This is a genomic window from Massilia sp. GER05, assembly GCF_052056005.1.
In the GTDB taxonomy this organism is placed as follows: domain Bacteria; phylum Pseudomonadota; class Gammaproteobacteria; order Burkholderiales; family Burkholderiaceae_D; genus Telluria; species Telluria orientalis.
This window is the reverse complement of the sequence record NZ_CP178858.1, coordinates 5,213,449-5,231,761: the sequence shown is the minus strand read 5'-3', so window position 1 is coordinate 5,231,761 and position 18,313 is coordinate 5,213,449. Positions and strand designations below refer to the sequence as shown.

The following is an 18,313-nucleotide window of genomic DNA, read 5'->3' as shown; positions in this document are numbered from 1 at the left end:
CCCCACTGAAGGAGTCAACATGAGCACGAGAACCCAATCCGGCGCACGCGCCGGCACCCAGTCGAACGCCATGGCCGCAGGCCAGGACGCCATCGCCCTCCTGACCGCCGACCACCGCGAAGTGTCCGAGATGTTCGAACAGTTCGAACAGCTGGGCGACCGCGCCACCACCAGCAAGGAAAAGCTGAAGGACAAGATCTGCAAGGCGCTGATCGCCCACACGACCATCGAAGAGGAAATCTTCTATCCGGCCGTGCGCGCGGCCAACGTCGAGGAGGGCGAGGACATGGTCGACGAGGCGATCGTCGAGCACGCCGCGGCGAAAGACCTCATCAAGCAGCTGCAGGAAATGCAGCCGGACGACGACCTGTATGACGCGAAAGTGAAAGTGCTCAGCGAACAGATCGAGCACCACGTCAAGGAAGAAGAGAAAGAGATGTTCCCGAAGGCGAAGAAGGCAGGCCTCGACCTGCTCGCGCTGGGCCAGGAAATGGCACTGCGCAAGCAGGAACTGATGTCGACGCTGTAGGGTGGGTGGCCCTCCGCCCACGCGAACGCCGGCATCGTGCTGGCGCTACGCGTGGGCACGTTTCATTTGAGGCCCCCGGCCTCAAATGCCCGCCCTACGTTTGCACGGCCGCCGGCCGGCCCGCGTCGTCCGGAGCGGGCGCCGCGGCGGCCAGCTGTTCGAGCAGGGCATTCAGATCCACGGGTTTCACGAGGTGCAGGTCGAAACCCGCCTCCATGACGCGGCGCTGGTCCTCTTCGAGACCGTAACCCGTCACCGCGATCAGCCGGATTGCACGCGCCGCCGGGTCCTGGCGCAAGCGACGCGCCACTTCGTAGCCATCGATGCCGGGCAGGCCGATATCGACGAGGGCCACGTCCGGCGTTTCCGAGCACGCCACCCGCACGCCTTCCAGGCCGTCGCCTGCCTGCAACACCGGGTAGCCGAACGACGCGAGCATCGTCGCCATCATCTCGCGGCCGTCGTCGTTGTCTTCGATCAGCAGGACTTTCGGCTTGCCGGCTTCCTGCGGCCGGGCGCGCGCGGGCGCGTCGGCGGCCTGCGCCGCGTCGGTGCGCGGCAGGCGGATCTCGAACGTGCTGCCGTTGCTGTTGCCGGGGCTGCTGGCGTTGACGGTGCCGCCATGCAGTTCGACGAGGCGGCGCACGAGCGACAGGCCGATCCCGAGGCCGCCCTGCGAGCGGTCGATCGAGATCGCGCCCTGCACGAACACGTCGAACACGTGCGGCAGCAGGTCCGGCGCGATGCCGACGCCGGAATCGCTCACGCGCAGCACGACGTCTTCGCCGATCGGCACCACCGTGATCTCGATGCGGCCGCCGGCCGGCGTGTATTTCAGCGCGTTGTCGATGAGGTTCGTCGCGATCTGTTCCAGCCGCGTCGCGTCGCCGTCGACCCAGGCCGGCGCCAGTTGCGCGTCGATGTCGTAGCCGGTCGTGCGGCCCGTCGCGCGGAACGTGTCGAGGCAGCTGGAGACGAGCGTGGCCATGTCCAGGCGCTTGCGCGACAGCAGGATCTTGCCCGACATGGCGCGCGACAAATCCAATAAATCGTCGACGATGCGCGACAAATGCTGGCTTTGACGCTGGATGATCAGGCGCGCCCGCGCGATTGAATCGCCGCTGACGCCCGGCATGCCGAGCAGCGAGCCGGCGCTGCTGATGGCGGACAGCGGATTGCGCAGCTCATGGCCCAGCATCGCGAGGAATTCGTCCTTGGCGCTGCTCTTGCGTTCGGCCGCGCGCCGCTCTTCCATCTCGCGCACGAGACGTTTATTGGTCGCGGTCAGCTCGGTCGTGCGCTGGGACAGTTTTTCGGCCTGGCGCTTCAGCTGCTCGTTCTTCGTCGCGAGCGCCACGAACACCTGCACCTTGGCGCGCAGGACCTGCGGGATCACGGGGGTGAACAGGAAATCGGCGGCGCCGCGCTGATAGGCCTTCAGGCGGTCGATCTCGTCGGCGAGGAAGGCCGTGACGAAGATGATCGGGATGTCGGCGGAGCGGGGACGCAGGTGGATCGCCTCGGCCGTTTCGAATCCGTCCATGCCGGGCATGTTCACGTCGAGCAGGATCACCGCGAAATCGTGACGGAGTACCTGGCGCAGCGCATCCTGGCCGGAGCGCGCGGACAGGACCTCGTAATTGCTTTCGTCGGCCCATTGCTCCAGCAGGCTCGTCAGTGCAAGCAGGCTGGCAGCGTCGTCGTTGACGACGAGAATCTTCGGTTTTTCGGTGTGGGACACGGCGTTCGAACAGGCTCGGAAACTGTATTCACAAGCTCGGCAGGATAGCAGAGCATGCCGTTTTGCAAAATATATTGATAAAAACTGTTGCAATTCGTCATGGTAGCACGGGCGCGTCCTTACCCGAAAATCAATCGTGCGCGGCCATCGTTCGGTGCCGCACATACCGTGTCAGGGCCGTATGCGATAGTGGAAACGTGTCAGGGGCCCACTTGAAAGGACAGACATGAATATTCAAATCATCGTAAACGACACCCATCACGACAAATGTTTCCGCGAACTGGTGCACCAGCCCGTGACGGCGCTGCGCGACGTCACCCAGCAGCAGGCGGATGCGTTGCGTGATGCGTTCGGTATCAATACCATCGCCGACCTGGCGGACCTGAAGGTCGTGAAATGGGCGCGCGCGATCCGCACGATGGCCAGCGCCGAAGCCGAGCCGCGCGAAGCCGTGGCCAAGGAAACGCTGCTCGACGACGCCGTGGAAATGACGTTCCCGGCCAGCGACCCGGTCTCGGTGGCGTCCAGCATCACCCGTATCGAGGTGGCGCCGGAAAAGGTGGATGCGAGCTCGGACCACCAGAACGCGGCCGCCATCGAGGCGCATAACGAGCAGGCGGTCGGTTGCCGGGCGCTGGGCCCGGGCGGGGAAAAGACGGCCGGCGCGGCCTGACTCGTTGCGGGTGTGCGCCCGGCCGGCGCACACCCGTGCCATCAGAAGTTCACGCGGAACTGCGCGCCGTAGTTGCGCGGTTCGTTGACGATACCCGTGAGGTTGTCGAAGTCGATCGCCGCCACGACCTGGATGCGGTTGGTGATGTTGCGGGCGAATGCGGCAAGCTCGTATTTGCCGTTGTCCCACTTGTAGCCGACCCGCAGGCCGCCTTCCAGCAGGGCCTTCGCCTTGTACTCCTTCGCTTCGTACAGGAACATGTTGTACTCGGTGCGGTACGACCAGTCCGTTAGCGCATAGAGTTCACCGTCGGCCAGCGGATGCGAATAGCGCAACGTGAAGTTCGTCTGCCATTTCGGCGAACGGGGCAGCGGCAGGCCGTTCAGCTTCTGCGTGTACGGGAACGGGCCGGGGGCGCCGGTCGGGGTGCAGCCGTTCACGCCGCCCGTATTGGGCTGGTTGCCGCAGGTCTGCACGAACAGGTTCGGATCCTTGATCTCGGTGTCGTTGTAGCTCGCGCCGATGCTCGCGCGCCAGTCGTCCGCCAGGATCGCCTGGAAGTCCAGTTCCACACCCTGGCCCGTGACCTTCCCGGCGTTGATCAGCTGGTTCATGTTGATCGTGCCGCTGCCGGCCGTCAGCTGCTTGTCCTTCACGCGGTACTGGAACGCCGTCGCGGACAGGCGCGCACGGCGGTCGAGCAGGTCGGCCTTGATGCCCGCTTCATACGACAACGCCTTTTCCGCACCCGCGATCGACGGCTTGTCGCCGAGGCCGTTCAGACGGCCCTGCATCGACGGTGCGCGGTAGCCGGTCGCCACGCGCGCGAACAGGTTCGTGTCCGCATCCAGCGCATAGGTCGCCGACGCATCCCAGCTCACGTTGTGCGAATCGCGGTGCAGCGGCAGCGGGCCGCTCGTCTGCGGCGGTTCGAAGCGCTGCGCGACGAAATCCTTGTTGTCGCTCGTGTAGCGCAGGCCGCCGCGCAGTTTCAGCTGCTCCGAGACCTTGTAGTTCAGCGTGCCGAACACGGCCCACGAACGGGCGTCCTGCGTCTGCGTCGCGTAGGCGTCGTTCTGCGGATTGCCCGGCGCCAGCGTGTTGAAGCTGATCGAATCGATGCGGATGTGTTCGTTGAAATAGAACACGCCGGCCATCCACTGCAGCGGATCCTTCGTGTTCGATTCGAGGCGGATTTCCTGCGTCGTCTGGTCGTGTTCCGGCAACAGGTCGGCCGTCTCGACGGTGAACGGGATGAAGGCGTTCTGGCCAGGATAGTTCGGTCCCATCGGCGGGGCGTACACGGCGCCGAAACCGCCGTCCACGTCGCCGCGGCTGTAGAAGGACGCGTGCTCGTAACCCGTGATCGAGTGCAGGGTCATGCCGTCCAGGTCCCAGCGCAGGCGCAGGTTGGCGCCGCTGGTGCGCAAGGTCTGGCTGTTGCCGCCGTCGGTGGGGTAGCGGTCGTAGTCGAAGCCGTCGACGAGGTCGTTCGTGCCCTTCTTGATGATGTTCGCGCGGAACAGGGTCGCATTGCCCTTCATGTCGCGGCCGTGGGCATTGAACAGCGCGGAGAAGTCGCGCGTCGGCTTGAACAGCAGCTGGATGCGCGCGGCGTTGTCGTCGTAGCCTTCGAAATCGCGGGTGTAGGCGTTGGGCCGCGGGTTGTGCACGCGGTCGTTGCGGTGCTGCGACTGCAGCGAGACGCGCAGCGCCAGCATGTCCGACAGCGGCACGTTGTACGCGCCTTCCGCATTGATCGTGCCGTCATTGCCGGCGCCGAGCACGGCATAGCCTTCCGTCTTGAACACCGGTTTCGCGGAATCGAACTTGATCACGCCGGCGGGCGAGTTGCGGCCGAACAGCGTTCCTTGCGGGCCGCGCAGCACTTCGACCTGGTCCACGTCGAACACGGGGAAGCCCTTCAGCATGGGGCTTTCCTGCACGATGTCGTCGACGACGAGGCCGACCGGCTGCGACGCGTTCAGGTCGAAGTCGGTATTGCCCTGGCCGCGGATGTAAAAGCGCGGGAACGAGCGGCCGTAGTCCGATTCGACGTTCAGCGAGGGCGAGCGGCCGGCCAGGAAGCGGATGTCGGCGCCGCCGGACGTCAGCACGTCCAGCTTCTCGCCCTTGATGGCGGTGACCGACATCGGGACTTCCTTGAGGTTCTCGGCGCGCCGCTGGGCGGTCACGATCACGGTTTCCAGGCGCTGGCCGGCGGGTTTGGCTGCGGTGGAGATGTCTTGCGCGGCCACGGCCTGGTCCGGCTCGTCGGCCAGGGCAATCATGGGAAAGGCGCTCGTCACGGCGGCGGCGAGCAGCGTGCGGGCAAACAGTCGGGTGGGGCGTACGCTCATGGATATCTCTTCCTTGTCTTGATGCCTGTTTTTATTCTCTTTGTCATTTGGCAAAGATTGCTCATCCTAGCAGTAAAGACATTTGGAAAAGATGTCGATGTATATATTTTGAAAACGTATAAATTACTTAACTAAACGGTATTTGCCGGTGCCGACCCATTGTTGCATAGTGACGGGTTGGGGTTCACGATCGTATTTGCGGATTCCAGAGAGAGCGGGCGGTGGTGAGGGTCGGCGCCGGGCATCCTTGGCGTGCCCGGCGTATGATTCAAGCAACGTTTCCCCTGTTGTTAAAGGCCAACACCGACGCTAGTTCTGGAGGTCCGGCGGGATGTCGTAGCTGAAGGTCCTGGTGTCGAACATCAGCTTCCAGGTTTGTGCTTCCACCGGCTTGTCGTCCAGCGTGCCGCCCGCCGTCACCGTGATCGGCACGGGGATATTGCCGTTGACGGTGGCCGTGCGATAGGTCCAGCGGCGCTTGTCGCAGCGGGCCGGCGGTATGCCCCCGTCGTCGCCATCCTCCGTGTTCGCGACCTGTGCCAGCCAGGCGTCGTACGCGGCCTTCGCGTCCTCGCAGGACCCCTCCGGCTTCGCGTCGCGTGCGGCGAGGAATTCTCCCAGCACGGCGATCTGGCCGTCGTGCGGTGCCAGCACCGTATTCATGGTCGTGACGGCCTCGCTGTCCGGCTCGGCGTCCCAGCGCGTCTTGACGACCCAGCCCCACAGGTTCTCGCTGAGGGCTTCGAAGCGGACCTGTTCAGGCTTGACCGGGGCGTTGGACAGGAAGCGGATCTGCGTATTTTCCTGGGCCAGGCCGCCGTCCTGGCCGTCCGGGTGCACGTAGAACACGCCATAGACCGCCTGGCCGTCGCCGTTCACGGCGGCGCCGCTGGCGACGAAGTACAGCTCGTCGCCGGCCGCCCCGTCGGGGATCTTTGCCTGCTGCACGACGCGCATCAGGTACGTCACGTTGTCTTCGCCCACGTACAGCCACCCCTTTTTCGCGGCCGAGTATTTGCCGTAGGTCTGGCCCATCACGTCGTCGATGACGGCCGCTTCGTCGATCGTGACGCGTTTCTGCGCGTCCTTCGCCTGCAGCCAGTAAGCCAGCGCGATCAGGGCCAGGGCGAGCGCGCCGACCGTGGCCAGCACATACAGTACGAGGCGGCCCCAGCGGCGGGGCGGCCGGGCAGGGTGGACGGGCGTGGCGGTGGCCGGTTCCTTCAGGTCTTCCATGAGGTCCTCAAAAGTGAAAAATCGAAAATGCTAAATTGCAATTGTCAAATTTTACATTAGAGGTGGAGAATGTTGTAAAGAGAAAAACAAAACGCCCGCGCAAGGCGGGCGTCGGGATGGAGACGGCGACGGTCAGCGGTGTTGCGCCAGCTCCGGCGACGGCGCGACGGCCGGCGTGGCGGGCGGCGGCATGGTCGGCTTGACGGCCAGCGCGGCCTGGCGCGCGGCGCTGCCGTTGGCGCAATAGCGGTTCTTGCCGGCGCGTTTCGCTTCGTACAGCGCGTAGTCGGCGATGCTGATCAGGTCGACGACGTTTTCCGCGTCGTCCGGATACAGGCTGATGCCGATACTCGTCGACAACTGCAGGGTCAGGTCGTTGATGAAGAACGGTTCGGACAGCGCCTCGACGAGCTTGGCGGCCGGTCCCTGCGCATCGGCCAGGCTGTGCACGTCGGCCAGCAGGACGATGAATTCGTCGCCGCCCAGGCGCGCCACCGTGTCTTCCTTGCGCGAATTCGACAGCAGGCGCTGCGACACCATTTTGAGGATCTCGTCGCCGTAGGCGTGGCCGTATGTATCGTTGATCGCCTTGAAGCCGTCCAGGTCGAGGTACATCACCGCGGCCTTGTGGTGGTTGCGGTTGGCGTGCTGCACGGCCGTTTCGATGCGGTCTTCCAGCAGGCGGCGGTTCGGCAGGCCGGTGAGGGCGTCGTGCAGCGCCAGTTCCTGCTGGGCGCGGCTGTACTGGGCCAGTTCCTTGTACAGCAGGCGCACTTCCAGCATGTTATGGATGCGCTTGTGCACTTCGAGCAGGTCGAACGGCTTGCTGATGAAATCGCGCGCGCCCGCTTCCAGCGCGGCGATCTTGAAGCTGGGCTGTGCCGTCAGGGCGAGCACGGGCAGGTAGCCGCCCTGTTCGATTTCCTTCAGGCCTTTCATGACCTGGAAACCGTTCAGGCCCGGCATTTGCAGGTCGAGCAGGATCAGGTCGTAGTTGTGTTCGCGATGCAGCGGGCACACCTGTTCCGGCAGCATCGTCGAACTGACGTCGGTGTAGCCTTCCTCGCGCAATATCTCTTCCATCAATTCGATATTGTCCGGGGAATCGTCTACGACCAGGATCTTCGCGTTCAGGATGTCTTGTCGGCTGGGCATGCGTACTCTCGTCAAATCAAGGCCGGTATTATTTGTTCCTTAACTACTCATACCAGCTCTAGAACAACATTTCATAGTCTAGCAAAACGCCGAGAATTTCTTGTAGGACAGCGCCGCGTCCTTGGGTAGGAACATCTTTCGAATTACGCGAGTCCCTATTAGCGTACGCCATTTCTGCCCGCCGTGGATGCGGCAGCACGATTCACGAGCGGAGAGGAGGGGCCGACAACGGAAGCAACTGTTGCAATTAGTTCACTCGGTTCGACCGGTTTGGAGATATGCGCCGAAAATCCGGCCTCCAGCGCGCTCAGCCGGTCTTCCGAGCGGGCGAATGCCGTCAGGGCGATGGCCGGGACCTGGCTGCCTTCGTCGCGCCCCAGGTGGCGGACCCAGTCGAGCAGTTCGAAACCGTCCACTTCGGGCATGCCCAGGTCGCTGATCAGGAGGTTCGGCACGCGCTCCTTGAACAGGGCGAACGCATCGCGCGCGCTGGCGGCGATGCGGACGGACGCGCCGCAATCGCTCAGGATGCGCTTGATCAGTTCGCGCGCATCGCGGTCGTCGTCGACCACCAGCACGTTGACGCCGGACAGGTCGAGCACCGTCATCTCCGGCGTGGCGGGCGTCGGCAGGATCATCGCGGCGCGTGCGCTGCGCGTCGCCGGCGGCTGCTGCTTGGCGAGCGGTAATTCGATGGTGAAGCTGGCGCCCTTGCCCTCGCCGGCGCTCTCGGCGCGGACGGTGCCGCCGTGCTGCTCGATCAGGTGTTTCACGATCGCGAGACCGAGGCCGAGGCCGCCGTGGCGGCGCGTCATCGATGCGTCCGCCTGGCGGAAGCGTTCGAATACGTGGGTGATGAATTCCGGCCGGATGCCCGCGCCGTTGTCGCGCACGGTGATGGCGACGCTCGCATCGCTGCGCGCGAGTTCGATGCTGACCTGGCCGTCGCGCGGCGTGAACTTGATCGCGTTCGACAGCAGGTTCCACACGATCTGCTGCAGGCGCGCCGGGTCGCCCGCGACGAGGCCCGGATCGGCCGCGTACTGCTTGTCGATACGGATGTTCTTCGCATCGGCCGCGGGGCGCACCGTCTCGATGGCCGCGTCGATGAAGCTCGCGGGCGCCACGGCCTGCATGTCGAGCAGGACCTTGCCGGACGTGATACGGCTCATGTCGAGCAGGTCTTCGATCAGCTGGGCCTGGGCGCGGGCGTTGCGCTCGATCGTCTGCAAGCCTTTCTGCAGGTCGTTCTGGTCGCGGCTGCCGCGCCGCAGCACCTGGGCCCAGCCGAGGATCGCCGACAGCGGCGTGCGCAGTTCGTGCGACAGCGTGGCCAGGAATTCGTCCTTCATCTGGCTCGTGCGTTCGGCCTCGGCGCGCGCCTGGCGCTCGCTTTCGAGCAGCACCTTGCGCTCCTCGGCGGCGCGCTGGGCGGCTTCGTACAGGCGCACGTTGTCGATGGCGACGGCGGCCTGGGCCGCGATGCCGCGCACGATGCGTTCCGTGCGTTCGCTGAACACGTCCGGTTCCGGATGGCCGAAGAACATCGTGCCGAGCAACTCGCCGGAATGGCCGATGACGGGCACGGCGAGATAGCTGCGCACGGCCGGGTGCCCCGCCGGCAGAGCGAACGGCGGCGCGTCGCGCAGGCGTGCGTCGAGCGTGACGTCGGCGGAGCGGATCACGCCCGCCGGATGGTCCAGCAGGCCCGGGCCGAACAGGCCGGAGGGACCGGCCGCGCCGAACGCCTCGAATCCGACCGGACTGCCGCCGGACACGGTGTACAGGGTGAACAGGTTGTTCGCATCGGGCTCGATGCCGTCGTTGCGTCCGTGGTACAGGAACGCACCCTGGCGCGCGCCGGCGATGCCGGTGGCGGCGTCCGTGGCGACTTGCAGCAGCGAGCGCAGGTCGCGCGTGGAAGCGAGCGCGCTGCCGGTGCTGTTGAGCAGTTCGAGCACGTGCGATTCGTCCCGCAGCGCCTGCTCGGCCCGCTTGACCTCGTCGACGTCCGTGTCCGTGCCGAACCAGCGCAGGACCTTGCCGTGGCGGTCGCGGACGGGATTCACCCGCGTGAGGAACCAGCGGTACTGGCCGTCCGCGCCACGGATCGGGTATTCCATTTCGAACGGGTCGCCGCTCTTGATGCTCGCGTTCCAGCGCTCCAGCACGGCCGGCAGCACCGTCGGCTCGACGGCCGTCTGCCAGCCCCAGCCCACGACCTGGTCCGGCGTCGTGCCCGTGTATTCGAACCAGCGTTCGTTGAACCAGACGATGGCGCCGTCGGCCTGCGCCATCCAGGCCAGCTGCGGGATCGTGTTGGCCAGCGCGCGCAATACTTCCTCGCTCTGGCGCAGGGCGTCGGCGGCGCTGCGCCGGGCCGTGACGTCCTGCACGACGCCGGTCATGCCGAGCACGCCTTCGCGCCGCGCCTGGTCGGCGTAATCGGCGCGGCCCACCAGCGCCACCCAGCGCGGTTCGCTGCTCGGGCCCGGCAGGCGGCATTCCAGTTCGAGGTCGCTGTGGCCGGCAAAGGCTTGCAGCACGGCGCGGCGCACGCTTTCGCGGTCGCCCGGGTCGATGCGGGCGCGCAGTTCGCTCCACGCGAGCGGCTGCTCGGCCGGCAGGCCGAAGATGGCGGCCGCCCGTTCGCCCAGCATCACGCGGTCGCTGGCGGCGTCCCAGCGCCAGTCGCCCAGGCGGCCCGCGGCCAGTGCCACCTGCAGGCGGCTGTTGCCTTGCTGCAGGGCCTGTTGGTCGGCCTTGCGCCGGTTGATGTCCTGGAAGTACAGCGTCAGGCCGTCCGGCGACGGATGGGCGCGCACCTCGAACCAGCGTTTCAGCGCCGGCCAGAAGAATTCCTGGATCGCCGTCTCGCGGCTGACCATCGCGCGCCGGTAGACGGTTTCGAGCATGCTGCCGCGCAGTTCCGGGAACGAGGCCCACAGGTCGTGGCCGACCAGACTGGGCCGGGTCTTCTGCAGGGGCGCGAGCATCTCCAGCGCGCGCCCGTTGATGTACATGATGCGCCAGTGGTGGTCGACCGCGCAGAAGCCGTCGACCAGGCTCTCGAGCATGTTTTCCATGCGCGCGTTGGCCAGGCGCAGGGCTTCGCGCGCTTCCTGCAGTTCGCGCGCGGCGGCGGCCGCAGCAGCAGCGGGCTGCGCGGAGGGATGCCGCAGCTCGTCGCGCTCGTTGCTCACCGTACGCCTCCGCGCGAGACCATCGCGGACGGCGCCGGGTCGAGCATGTCCGTCAGCTCGGAGGGGCGGGGTGCACTGCCGGTGGGCTCGAAATCGATCATCGTGTTGGGCTCTGCGCGCGCGACGGTGGTGTCACGCAAAATGGACGGGCACGTCCGTCCACGGCGCGTAATGAGCCGTACACCGATTCTAGCCCAGCCCGGGCGCTTTGTTGCACACCTTTGGGCCATCGTTCAGGTGCGCACCGGCAGCGGATGCGCCACCTTGTCGAGCGCCTGCTGGAGCTGGTCCAGCTCATAGGGCTTCTGCAGTGACAGGTAGGGGAATTCCACGTGGCGCAGCAGGGTGTCGCCATAACCCGACGCGAAGATCACCCGCATCGACGGTGCCTGCGTCACGGCCTGGCGCGCCAGGTCGACGCCGGACATGCCGGGCAGGCTGACGTCCGTGAACAACACGTCGTATTGCCCGGCCGCAAGGCGCGCGAGCGCGTCGTTCGGATGACCGACGCCGTCCGCCTCGTGGCCGAAGGCGCGCAGCATCTCGCACACGAGGTATTGCGCGTCGACGTTGTCCTCGACGACGAGGATGCGCATGGGGCCGCTCGACTCGGCCGGCGCCTCCACGACCGGCGCGGCGGGCGCCAGCGCGCACAGCACGCCCGCGACGGCGTCGCCGTCCCCCCGCACGGGCGTGAAATACAGGTCGTAGCGGCCGCTGCCGCCTGCGCTGCCCGCGAACATGAGGTTGCGGTCCGGCGCGTACGCGGCCTCGCCGTTCCAGGCGCGCTGCAGTTCGGCGCCCGCCACCGCCAGCGGAGGCGGCATCACGGGCGGCACGCTGCCGCCGGGGACCCGTCCGTACGCCGGCCCGGCCAGCGCGCCGTAGGCGTCGTTGAACAGCACCGTCATGTCGCGTCCCCACACGAGCAGCAGGGGCAGCGGCGTGTTGAACATGACGTCGGCGGCCAGCCTCAGTGCCTGCGGCCATTGCTGCGGTTCGCCGAGCCGGGAAGCGGACCAGTCGTAGGAACTGGAAGAGTGTGCGGACCTGCCGGGATGGAGCATAGCGCGGTAAATATTGTTATCTAAACGAAAAGAGGTTGCATAGTACCCCAAATTGTAAGCAGGGGGCGACACGACTGCGCGCTCTGCGCAGAGTCGGAAAAGACGGTAACCGGGTCGTAAAACAACAACATCGTGCACGATTGATATTGCACTACAGCATATGTGGCCCCGTGCGTGCGCCGGGGAAAAAAAAAGCCCGCTACGGGAGCGGGCTGAATCTATCCTTGGAGGAGAATAGAGGAGACAGGTTCATAATGCTGCATCGCAAAAAAGAAATCCAATTTAGATTTCTAATGTCAGCCATTGCTTTTATAAATGACACAGCCGTGCACGCTTCAATCGGGTCACTCTTGGTGCACCAAAGAAAATGTTCTACGATAGCAAAATGTTTAAAGACGCCTTGCTGTCGTTTACGAATTTTCGAGTCGATCCATCCGCGTGGACGTTGCCGCAGGGCGCCGCGTTGGCATGGCCGACCATACCCGGCTATCATGGGCCGTCCATTTCCGGCCGTTCCGTAGGGCGCCGAAAGCCCGGGCGCTTCCTGCCACCGTTTCCAGTCCAGGGTTTGCCATCCGGCCGATGCATCGTCAACTGAAGCCATCCATGAATCGAGGCCTGCGCCGGTCCTTTGCCGGCTGGGCGCTGGCCTCGCTGGCCTTGCTGTGCGCAGGTGCCGGGCTGGTGCCGCCCGCGCGCGCGCAGAGCGCCGTGCCGGGGGCGCCGCTGGAGCGGCGCGTGAAGGCGGCCTTCCTGTACAAATTCCTCGGCTATACCGATTTTCCCGCGAGCGCGTTCGCCGACGCCACGGCGCCGCTGACGATCGGCGTGATCGGCGCCAACGACCTCGCCGTCGAGCTGGCGCGCGTGGTGGCCGGACGCACTGTCAACAACCGCATGATCGAAGTGCGCGAGCTGCGCGAAAGCGACGCGGCGGCCCGCGTGCACCTGCTGTTCGTGGGCGGGAGCGATCCGCAGCGGGTCGCGCGCATCGTCCACCAGGCGACCGGGGCGATGCTCGTCGTGACCGAATGCGACAACGGCCTGCAGGTCGGTAGTGTGATCAATTTCCGCATCGTGGACGAACGGGTCCGCTTCGACGTCGCGCTGGATGCGGCGGAACGCAATGGCATCAAACTCAGTTCGCGCCTGCTGACGGTGGCGAACCGGGTGCAGAAAGGAGCGCAGTGATGGTGGTGCGCGACGGCGGCACGGTCCGCGGCAAACTGATTCTGATGGCGGTATCGACGACGTTCGTCGCGTTACTGGCGGCTTCCGTCGCCATGTTGCTGTTCGACCTGCGCGCGTTCCAGCGCTACTGGACGGACGACCTGATGACGCAGGCCGACATCATGGCGCGCGTGACGGCCCCGGCCCTCACGTTCAACGACGAGGAGACGGCGCGCCAGAACCTGGCCGTCCTGCGCGTGCGCCCGCAGATCCTCGCCGCCGCGATCTACACGAGCGACGGCACGCGCTTCGCCACGTACGCGGCGGCCCCGAACCAGGCGATCCCGGCGCGCCCGGCCCCGTCCGGCTACCGCATCGAGGGCGGCGAAGTGGCGGTGTTCCGCAACATCGTGGAAAACGGCGAGATGGTCGGCACGGTCTACCTGCGCTCGCGCTACGGCCTCGTCGACCGCCTGTTCAGCTATGGCGCCATCCTCGGCGCCGTGATGCTGGGTGCGCTGCTGATCGCGGGCCTGGTCGCGTCGCGCCTGCAGGCCGCCATCACGCGGCCGCTCGCGGCGGTGACGAACGTCGCGCGCCAGGTGATGCAGCGGCGCGACTTCACCCTGCGCGTGCCGGGGAACGACAGCGGCGAAATCGGCGTGCTTGTCGCCGCCTTCAACGACATGCTTGCCGAGATCGGCCGCCGCTCGCACGCGCTGCAGGAAGCGAACGCGACTCTCGAACACGAGATGCAGGTGCGCGAGCGCGCGGAGGAAGCGCTGCGCCTCGCGGACCGCCGCAAGGACGAATTCCTCGCCACGCTGGCGCACGAGCTGAGGAACCCGCTGGCGCCGATCCGCACGGGCCTCGACATCCTGCGCCTGCGCAGCGGCGACGCGCAGGCGACCCAGCGCGCGACCGACATCATGGAGCGCCAGCTGCGCCAGATGGTGCGCCTCGTCGACGACCTGCTGGACGTCTCGCGCATCAACACGGGCAAATTCACCATCAAGAGCGGCCGCGTGGAACTGAAAGCGGTCGTCAACGATGCGCTGGAGGTGGTGCGGCCGTACATCGAACTGCATGGCCACGAGCTGACGATCGACCTGCCGGACCGCCCTGTATTCCTGAACGGCGACGCGACGCGTCTCGCGCAAATCCTTTCGAACCTGTTGAATAATGCCGCCAAATACACGAACCGCGGCGGCCGTGTGGGCCTGAGGGCGACGGTGGATGACCGCACGCTGACGCTGGTCGTGTCCGACACGGGCATCGGCATCGCGCCGGACATGCTGGACACCGTATTCGAGATGTTCGTGCAGGTCGATTCGACGCTGGAGCGTTCGGTGGCCGGCCTGGGCGTGGGGCTGTCGCTGGCGCGCAAGCTGGTCGAGCTGCACGGCGGCTCCATCGAGGCGCACAGCGCGGGCCTCGGCCATGGCAGCCAGTTCGTCGTGCGGCTGCCGATCGTCGTCGAGCCGGAACTGCCCGCGAAGCCGACGCCAATGTCGTTCATCAGCGCGGAAACGTACCGCATCCTGCTCGCCGACGACAACGTCGACTTCGTCAACAGCATCGGCGCGCTGCTGACGGCGATGGGGCACAGCGTCGTCATCACGCACAACGGCGCGGATGCGCTGGCCGCGGCCAAGCGCTTCTGTCCGGATTACGCCTTCCTCGACATCGGCCTGCCGCAGATGTCCGGCTATGACCTGGCGCGCGGCATCCGCGACCTGTCGTGCTGCACGATGACCGTCATGGTCGCCGTCACGGGCTGGGGCCAGGAAAAGGACCGCCAACTGGCGTTCGAGGCCGGCTTCGACCACCACATGGTCAAGCCCGTGCGCTTCGAACAGATCGAGGAAATCCTGGGGAACCGCAGCGTCATCAAGAAGCTGCGCACATAAAAAAAGCGGAAGCGCGTGCGCTTCCGCCCGACTCATGCGCAGGGGGCTATCAAGCCGGCTTGCCCTGCTTGCGGCGACGCGCCAGGAAGCCCAGGACGCCCAGGCCGGCCAGCATCATGCCGTAGGTTTCCGGTTCGGGCACCGGGGCAGCCAGGGACACCGCGCCGCCGAAGCTCGCGGCCTGGTCCGACACCAGGTTGCCGCTCACTTGCAGGTAGTAGTTGCCGGCAGACAGGTTGTCGCTCGAGATCGTCCAGACGTCGATGTTGCCGGACTGCAGCGATTTGCCCGACGAGATCAGCGCATTGCCGGTGGCGTTGTACAGGGACACGCCAGTGATGTCGAGACCGGTGTCGGCGCTGTGGCTCACCGACGAGATGATGGCGTCGAGGTTCCAGCCGGTGGTGCCTTCGACGGAGAAGGTGAAGCGGTCGGCAAAGGTATTGCCGTTGTTACCGGTTGCGAACGTATCGCCGAAGAAGCCGGCGCCGTCGGTCAGGTCGAGGACCTGCGGGGTGTTGCCGACGGTGGCCGCCATGGCAGCGGTGGAAACGAACGACGCAGAAGCCAATACAACAGCAGCAATCAGTGATTTTTTCATTTCTTACCTCGCAAAGAAACAGCCGCGTCCTGCAGCTTGGTTTTCAAGAATCGGGGAACTTCATCGTATCAAATCATCGATAAAACGCACGAAAAATCACCGAAGTGTGCGCTTCTTCGTGGAAAGATGCTGAACATAAATAGTTTCCGTGAGGATGCGGTTTTCACCCGCTTTTCATAGAGGAGTTGGTGTGTCTGGCATCAAACGACGGCGGAAATCAGCCAAATTGCATAGTATTTGTAGGTCCAATCCTACGTAAAGACGCGAGAAAATCCGCCGCTGAGTTTTTTCTGTTTGCAAGCGGACATTGGGCGCTCGTCAAAATCGCAGGGGATATGGCTGGCAGGAGGGGGCGCGGCAATGAAAAAGGCCAGATCTTGCGATCTGGCCTTTCGTATAAGCTGGTGCGGCTGGCAGGAATCGAACCCACGACCCCTTGGTTCGTAGCCAAGTACTCTATCCAGCTGAGCTACAGCCGCCCGAGGCACGCATTATAGCGGCGAATCGCGGTTTCGCAAAGGACAATGATGCCGGTTCGGCAGAAATCCGCGAAGATAAAGAAAAAGGCCAGATCTTGCGATCTGGCCTTTCGTATAAGTTGGTGCGGCTGGCAGGAATCGAACCCACGACCCCTTGGTTCGTAGCCAAGTACTCTATCCAGCTGAGCTACAGCCGCCCCGAGGCCGGCATTATAGCCGACTTTTTCCTTTTGGCAAATACGAGGTCACTTCGTCGTCACGGTGACCGACGTGCTGCTCGTATTGCCCGCGGCATCGCGCGCCGTCGCGGTGATGGTGTGCTGGCCGGCGGCAACCTTGCGCGTGTTCCAGTTATAGCCGAGCGTGCCGCCCGTGTCCTGGGCCTTCGTCTGGCCGTCGATGACGAGCGGTGGCGGCATCCACGCGGCCATAGCCGAACATGGGGTCGCGGCCGGCCGCGCCGAGATCGACGGCCGTCGAGTACAGCAGCGACTCGATCGTGTCGCCGCCCAGATCGGGACGGGCCGCCATCATCAGCGCCGCGACGCCGGCGGTGACCGGGGCCGAGAACGACGTGCCGTTCCATGCCGAATAGCCGAGGGAATTGTTCGTCGTCCAGATATTCGTGTCCGGCGCCGCGATGATGACGAAACTGCCCCAGCTCGAGAAGCTGGCCTTGGCGTCGTTGCCGTCGGTCGCCGACACGACGACCAGCGCCGGATCGGGCGCCACTTTTTCGTCGACGTTGTTATTGCCGGCGGAAACGAACACGAGGCCGCCCTTGCTGTTCATGTAGCGGGCCGCGCTGAGGATGGCGGAGCTGCCGGCGATGCCGGTGTAGCTGATGTTCGCGATCCGGGCGCCGTGGTCGGCCGCATAGGTGATGCCGCTGGCGATCGTGCTGAAGTAGGCCTGGCATCCGGTGCTGTCGCTGTAGGCGATGCGCAGGGGCATGATGCTGGCCGCGCCCGCGATGCCGGCCACGCCGGCCGCGTTGTTGGACGTGGCTGCCGCCGTGCCGGCGACGGCAGTGCCGTGCCCGCGTGCGTATCAATGAAAAATGGCTCATAAACCGCAACGCGTTTTATGAGCCATTCGTAATGAGTTGGTGCGGCTGGCAGGAATCGAACCCACGACCCCTTGGTTCGTAGCCAAGTACTCTATCCAGCTGAGCTACAGCCGCCCGAGGCACGCATTATAGCAGGCTTGCCGCGAATGACAAAACGGCATGCTTGACAACCCGGAAAGGTGATCGTAAAGTGATATCACTTTCATATAACCTCATGGGATCCGGCATGTCTGCACTCACTCGTCAGGAAATACCGCTCGCTTCGATGAATGGCTACCTCGCGCTGGGCGGTGGCATCCTCGCCGTCCTGGCCGGCGCCTGGCTGGTCCACCTGTCCATCCTGGGCAGCATGGCGGGCGGGGCGGCGCTGGCCGGCATTGCGCTCGTCCTTGCCGGCGTGTTCATGTGCGCAGGGCTGTACATGCTGCAGCCGAACGAGACGGCCGTGCTGACCTTGTTCGGCCGCTACGTGGGCACGGACCGCGGCGAGGGCCTGCGCTGGGCGTTCCCGCTGTATCGCAAGCGCAAGCTGACCGTGCGGGCGCGCAACCTCAACATGTCCACGCTGAAGGTCAACGACAAGCGGGGCAATCCGGTCGAACTGGCCGCCGCCGTCGTCTGGCGCGTGCGCGATACGGCGCAGGCGCTGTTCGAGGTCGACGATTTCGAGCGCTACGTCAGCGTGCAGGCCGAGGCTGCGCTGCGCCACCTGGCCGCGCAATATGCGTACGACGAAGGCGAGGACCTCGCGCCGGGCGAAACGACACTGCGCGGCGGCGCGGCGGAAGTGGCGCACGCGCTCAGCGTGGAACTGACGGCGCGCTTCGAGGCGGCGGGCGTGGAAACCCTGGATGCGAAGCTGACGCACCTGGCCTACGCCCCCGAGATCGCCCAGGTGATGCTGCGCCGCCAGCAGGCGCAGGCGATCATCAGTGCGCGCGCCCGCATCGTGCATGGCGCCGTCACGATGGTGGAAGATGCCTTGAAAGGCCTGGCCGAGCGCGAGATCGTCGAGCTGGACGCGGAACGCAAGGCGTCGATGGTCAGCAACCTGCTGGTCGTGCTGTGCTCGGACCGCGACGCGCAGCCCATCATCAATGCAGGCACCCTGTACAACTGA

14 protein-coding genes and 3 tRNA genes are annotated in these 18,313 nt (G+C 65.3%); 5 read left to right on the top strand and 12 right to left on the bottom strand.

From position 1 onward, the window contains the following. The first annotated feature begins 19 nt into the window (after positions 1 to 19). The gene (locus ACL58G_RS23180) at positions 20 to 529 is read left to right on the top strand and encodes a hemerythrin domain-containing protein (protein ID WP_413341724.1); all 510 of its coding nucleotides are present in this window, start codon (positions 20 to 22) and stop codon (positions 527 to 529) included. A 94-nt stretch (positions 530 to 623) separates the two neighbouring features. On the opposite strand, the gene ACL58G_RS23175 is transcribed toward ACL58G_RS23180, so the two are convergent. Further along, the gene (locus ACL58G_RS23175) at positions 624 to 2,270 is read right to left on the bottom strand and encodes a response regulator (RefSeq protein ID WP_440963307.1); all 1,647 of its coding nucleotides are present in this window, start codon (positions 2,268 to 2,270) and stop codon (positions 624 to 626) included. 226 nt (positions 2,271 to 2,496) lie between these two features. Here ACL58G_RS23175 and ACL58G_RS23170 point away from each other — a divergent pair, with 226 nt between their 5' ends. Continuing rightward, complete coding sequence (locus ACL58G_RS23170; protein WP_413388211.1) at positions 2,497 to 2,943, top strand: hypothetical protein; 447 nt, start codon at positions 2,497 to 2,499, stop codon at positions 2,941 to 2,943. A 41-nt stretch (positions 2,944 to 2,984) separates the two neighbouring features. On the opposite strand, the gene ACL58G_RS23165 is transcribed toward ACL58G_RS23170, so the two are convergent. From ACL58G_RS23165 to ACL58G_RS23145, 5 genes are all read right to left on the bottom strand, one after another. Further along, entirely contained in the window at positions 2,985 to 5,303 is a 2,319-nt protein-coding gene (locus ACL58G_RS23165) for a TonB-dependent receptor (RefSeq protein WP_440963306.1), read from the bottom strand. 309 nt (positions 5,304 to 5,612) lie between these two features. Beyond that, complete coding sequence (locus ACL58G_RS23160) at positions 5,613 to 6,539, bottom strand: hypothetical protein (RefSeq protein ID WP_440963305.1); 927 nt, start codon at positions 6,537 to 6,539, stop codon at positions 5,613 to 5,615. A gap of 132 nt (positions 6,540 to 6,671) precedes the next feature. Further along, complete coding sequence (locus ACL58G_RS23155; RefSeq protein ID WP_413388214.1) at positions 6,672 to 7,694, bottom strand: GGDEF domain-containing response regulator; 1,023 nt, start codon at positions 7,692 to 7,694, stop codon at positions 6,672 to 6,674. Between the two features lie 158 nt (positions 7,695 to 7,852). Then, a complete protein-coding gene (locus ACL58G_RS23150) occupies positions 7,853 to 10,897 on the bottom strand; it encodes an ATP-binding protein (protein ID WP_440963304.1) in 3,045 nt (1,014 codons plus the stop codon). Between the two features lie 233 nt (positions 10,898 to 11,130). Next, a complete protein-coding gene (locus ACL58G_RS23145; RefSeq protein ID WP_413388216.1) occupies positions 11,131 to 11,964 on the bottom strand; it encodes a response regulator in 834 nt (277 codons plus the stop codon). Positions 11,965 to 12,570: 606 nt separating this feature from the next. Between ACL58G_RS23145 and ACL58G_RS23140 the strand changes: the two genes are divergently transcribed. Both ACL58G_RS23140 and ACL58G_RS23135 read left to right on the top strand, forming a co-directional pair. After that, positions 12,571 to 13,155 carry a YfiR family protein gene (locus tag ACL58G_RS23140; protein WP_413388217.1) on the top strand — a complete coding sequence of 195 codons (585 nt, stop codon included), beginning with the start codon at positions 12,571 to 12,573 and terminating at the stop codon, positions 13,153 to 13,155. Next, complete coding sequence (locus tag ACL58G_RS23135; RefSeq protein WP_371765043.1) at positions 13,155 to 15,044, top strand: hybrid sensor histidine kinase/response regulator; 1,890 nt, start codon at positions 13,155 to 13,157, stop codon at positions 15,042 to 15,044. The genes ACL58G_RS23140 and ACL58G_RS23135 overlap by 1 nt, the downstream gene beginning before the upstream one ends. Before the next feature lie 49 nt (positions 15,045 to 15,093). Here ACL58G_RS23135 and ACL58G_RS23130 read toward each other — a convergent pair whose 3' ends face one another. The 6 genes from ACL58G_RS23130 to ACL58G_RS23105 form a co-directional block, all read right to left on the bottom strand. Beyond that, positions 15,094 to 15,645, bottom strand: coding sequence for an FxDxF family PEP-CTERM protein (locus ACL58G_RS23130; RefSeq protein WP_413388218.1), 552 nt, complete (start codon positions 15,643 to 15,645; stop codon positions 15,094 to 15,096). 402 nt (positions 15,646 to 16,047) lie between these two features. Further along, positions 16,048 to 16,124, bottom strand: a tRNA-Arg gene (locus ACL58G_RS23125). 120 nt (positions 16,125 to 16,244) lie between these two features. Then, positions 16,245 to 16,321, bottom strand: a tRNA-Arg gene (locus ACL58G_RS23120). 48 nt (positions 16,322 to 16,369) lie between these two features. Beyond that, complete coding sequence (locus ACL58G_RS23115) at positions 16,370 to 16,543, bottom strand: Ig-like domain-containing protein (protein ID WP_440963303.1); 174 nt, start codon at positions 16,541 to 16,543, stop codon at positions 16,370 to 16,372. After that, positions 16,476 to 17,108 (bottom strand): S8 family serine peptidase, encoded by a 633-nt coding sequence (locus tag ACL58G_RS23110; protein ID WP_440963302.1) that lies wholly within the window; start codon positions 17,106 to 17,108, stop codon positions 16,476 to 16,478. Before ACL58G_RS23110 ends, ACL58G_RS23115 begins: the two co-directional genes overlap by 68 nt. A gap of 122 nt (positions 17,109 to 17,230) precedes the next feature. After that, positions 17,231 to 17,307, bottom strand: a tRNA-Arg gene (locus tag ACL58G_RS23105). Between the two features lie 151 nt (positions 17,308 to 17,458). Between ACL58G_RS23105 and ACL58G_RS23100 the strand changes: the two genes are divergently transcribed. Further along, positions 17,459 to 18,313: an SPFH domain-containing protein gene (locus ACL58G_RS23100; protein WP_440963301.1), complete on the top strand. Its 855-nt coding sequence runs from the start codon at positions 17,459 to 17,461 to the stop codon at positions 18,311 to 18,313.

Coding starts and splice junctions, on each gene's coding strand:
- ACL58G_RS23180 (WP_413341724.1), top strand. CDS start 20: ATGAGCACGAGAACCCAATCCGGCGCACGCGCCGGCACCCAGTCGAAC.
- ACL58G_RS23100 (WP_440963301.1), top strand. CDS start 17,459: ATGAATGGCTACCTCGCGCTGGGCGGTGGCATCCTCGCCGTCCTGGCC.
- ACL58G_RS23155 (WP_413388214.1), bottom strand. CDS start 7,694: ATGCCCAGCCGACAAGACATCCTGAACGCGAAGATCCTGGTCGTAGAC.
- ACL58G_RS23170 (WP_413388211.1), top strand. CDS start 2,497: ATGAATATTCAAATCATCGTAAACGACACCCATCACGACAAATGTTTC.
- ACL58G_RS23135 (WP_371765043.1), top strand. CDS start 13,155: ATGGTGGTGCGCGACGGCGGCACGGTCCGCGGCAAACTGATTCTGATG.
- ACL58G_RS23165 (WP_440963306.1), bottom strand. CDS start 5,303: ATGAGCGTACGCCCCACCCGACTGTTTGCCCGCACGCTGCTCGCCGCC.
- ACL58G_RS23160 (WP_440963305.1), bottom strand. CDS start 6,539: ATGGAAGACCTGAAGGAACCGGCCACCGCCACGCCCGTCCACCCTGCC.
- ACL58G_RS23140 (WP_413388217.1), top strand. CDS start 12,571: ATGAATCGAGGCCTGCGCCGGTCCTTTGCCGGCTGGGCGCTGGCCTCG.
- ACL58G_RS23145 (WP_413388216.1), bottom strand. CDS start 11,964: ATGCTCCATCCCGGCAGGTCCGCACACTCTTCCAGTTCCTACGACTGG.
- ACL58G_RS23130 (WP_413388218.1), bottom strand. CDS start 15,645: ATGAAAAAATCACTGATTGCTGCTGTTGTATTGGCTTCTGCGTCGTTC.
- ACL58G_RS23115 (WP_440963303.1), bottom strand. CDS start 16,543: ATGCCGCCACCGCTCGTCATCGACGGCCAGACGAAGGCCCAGGACACG.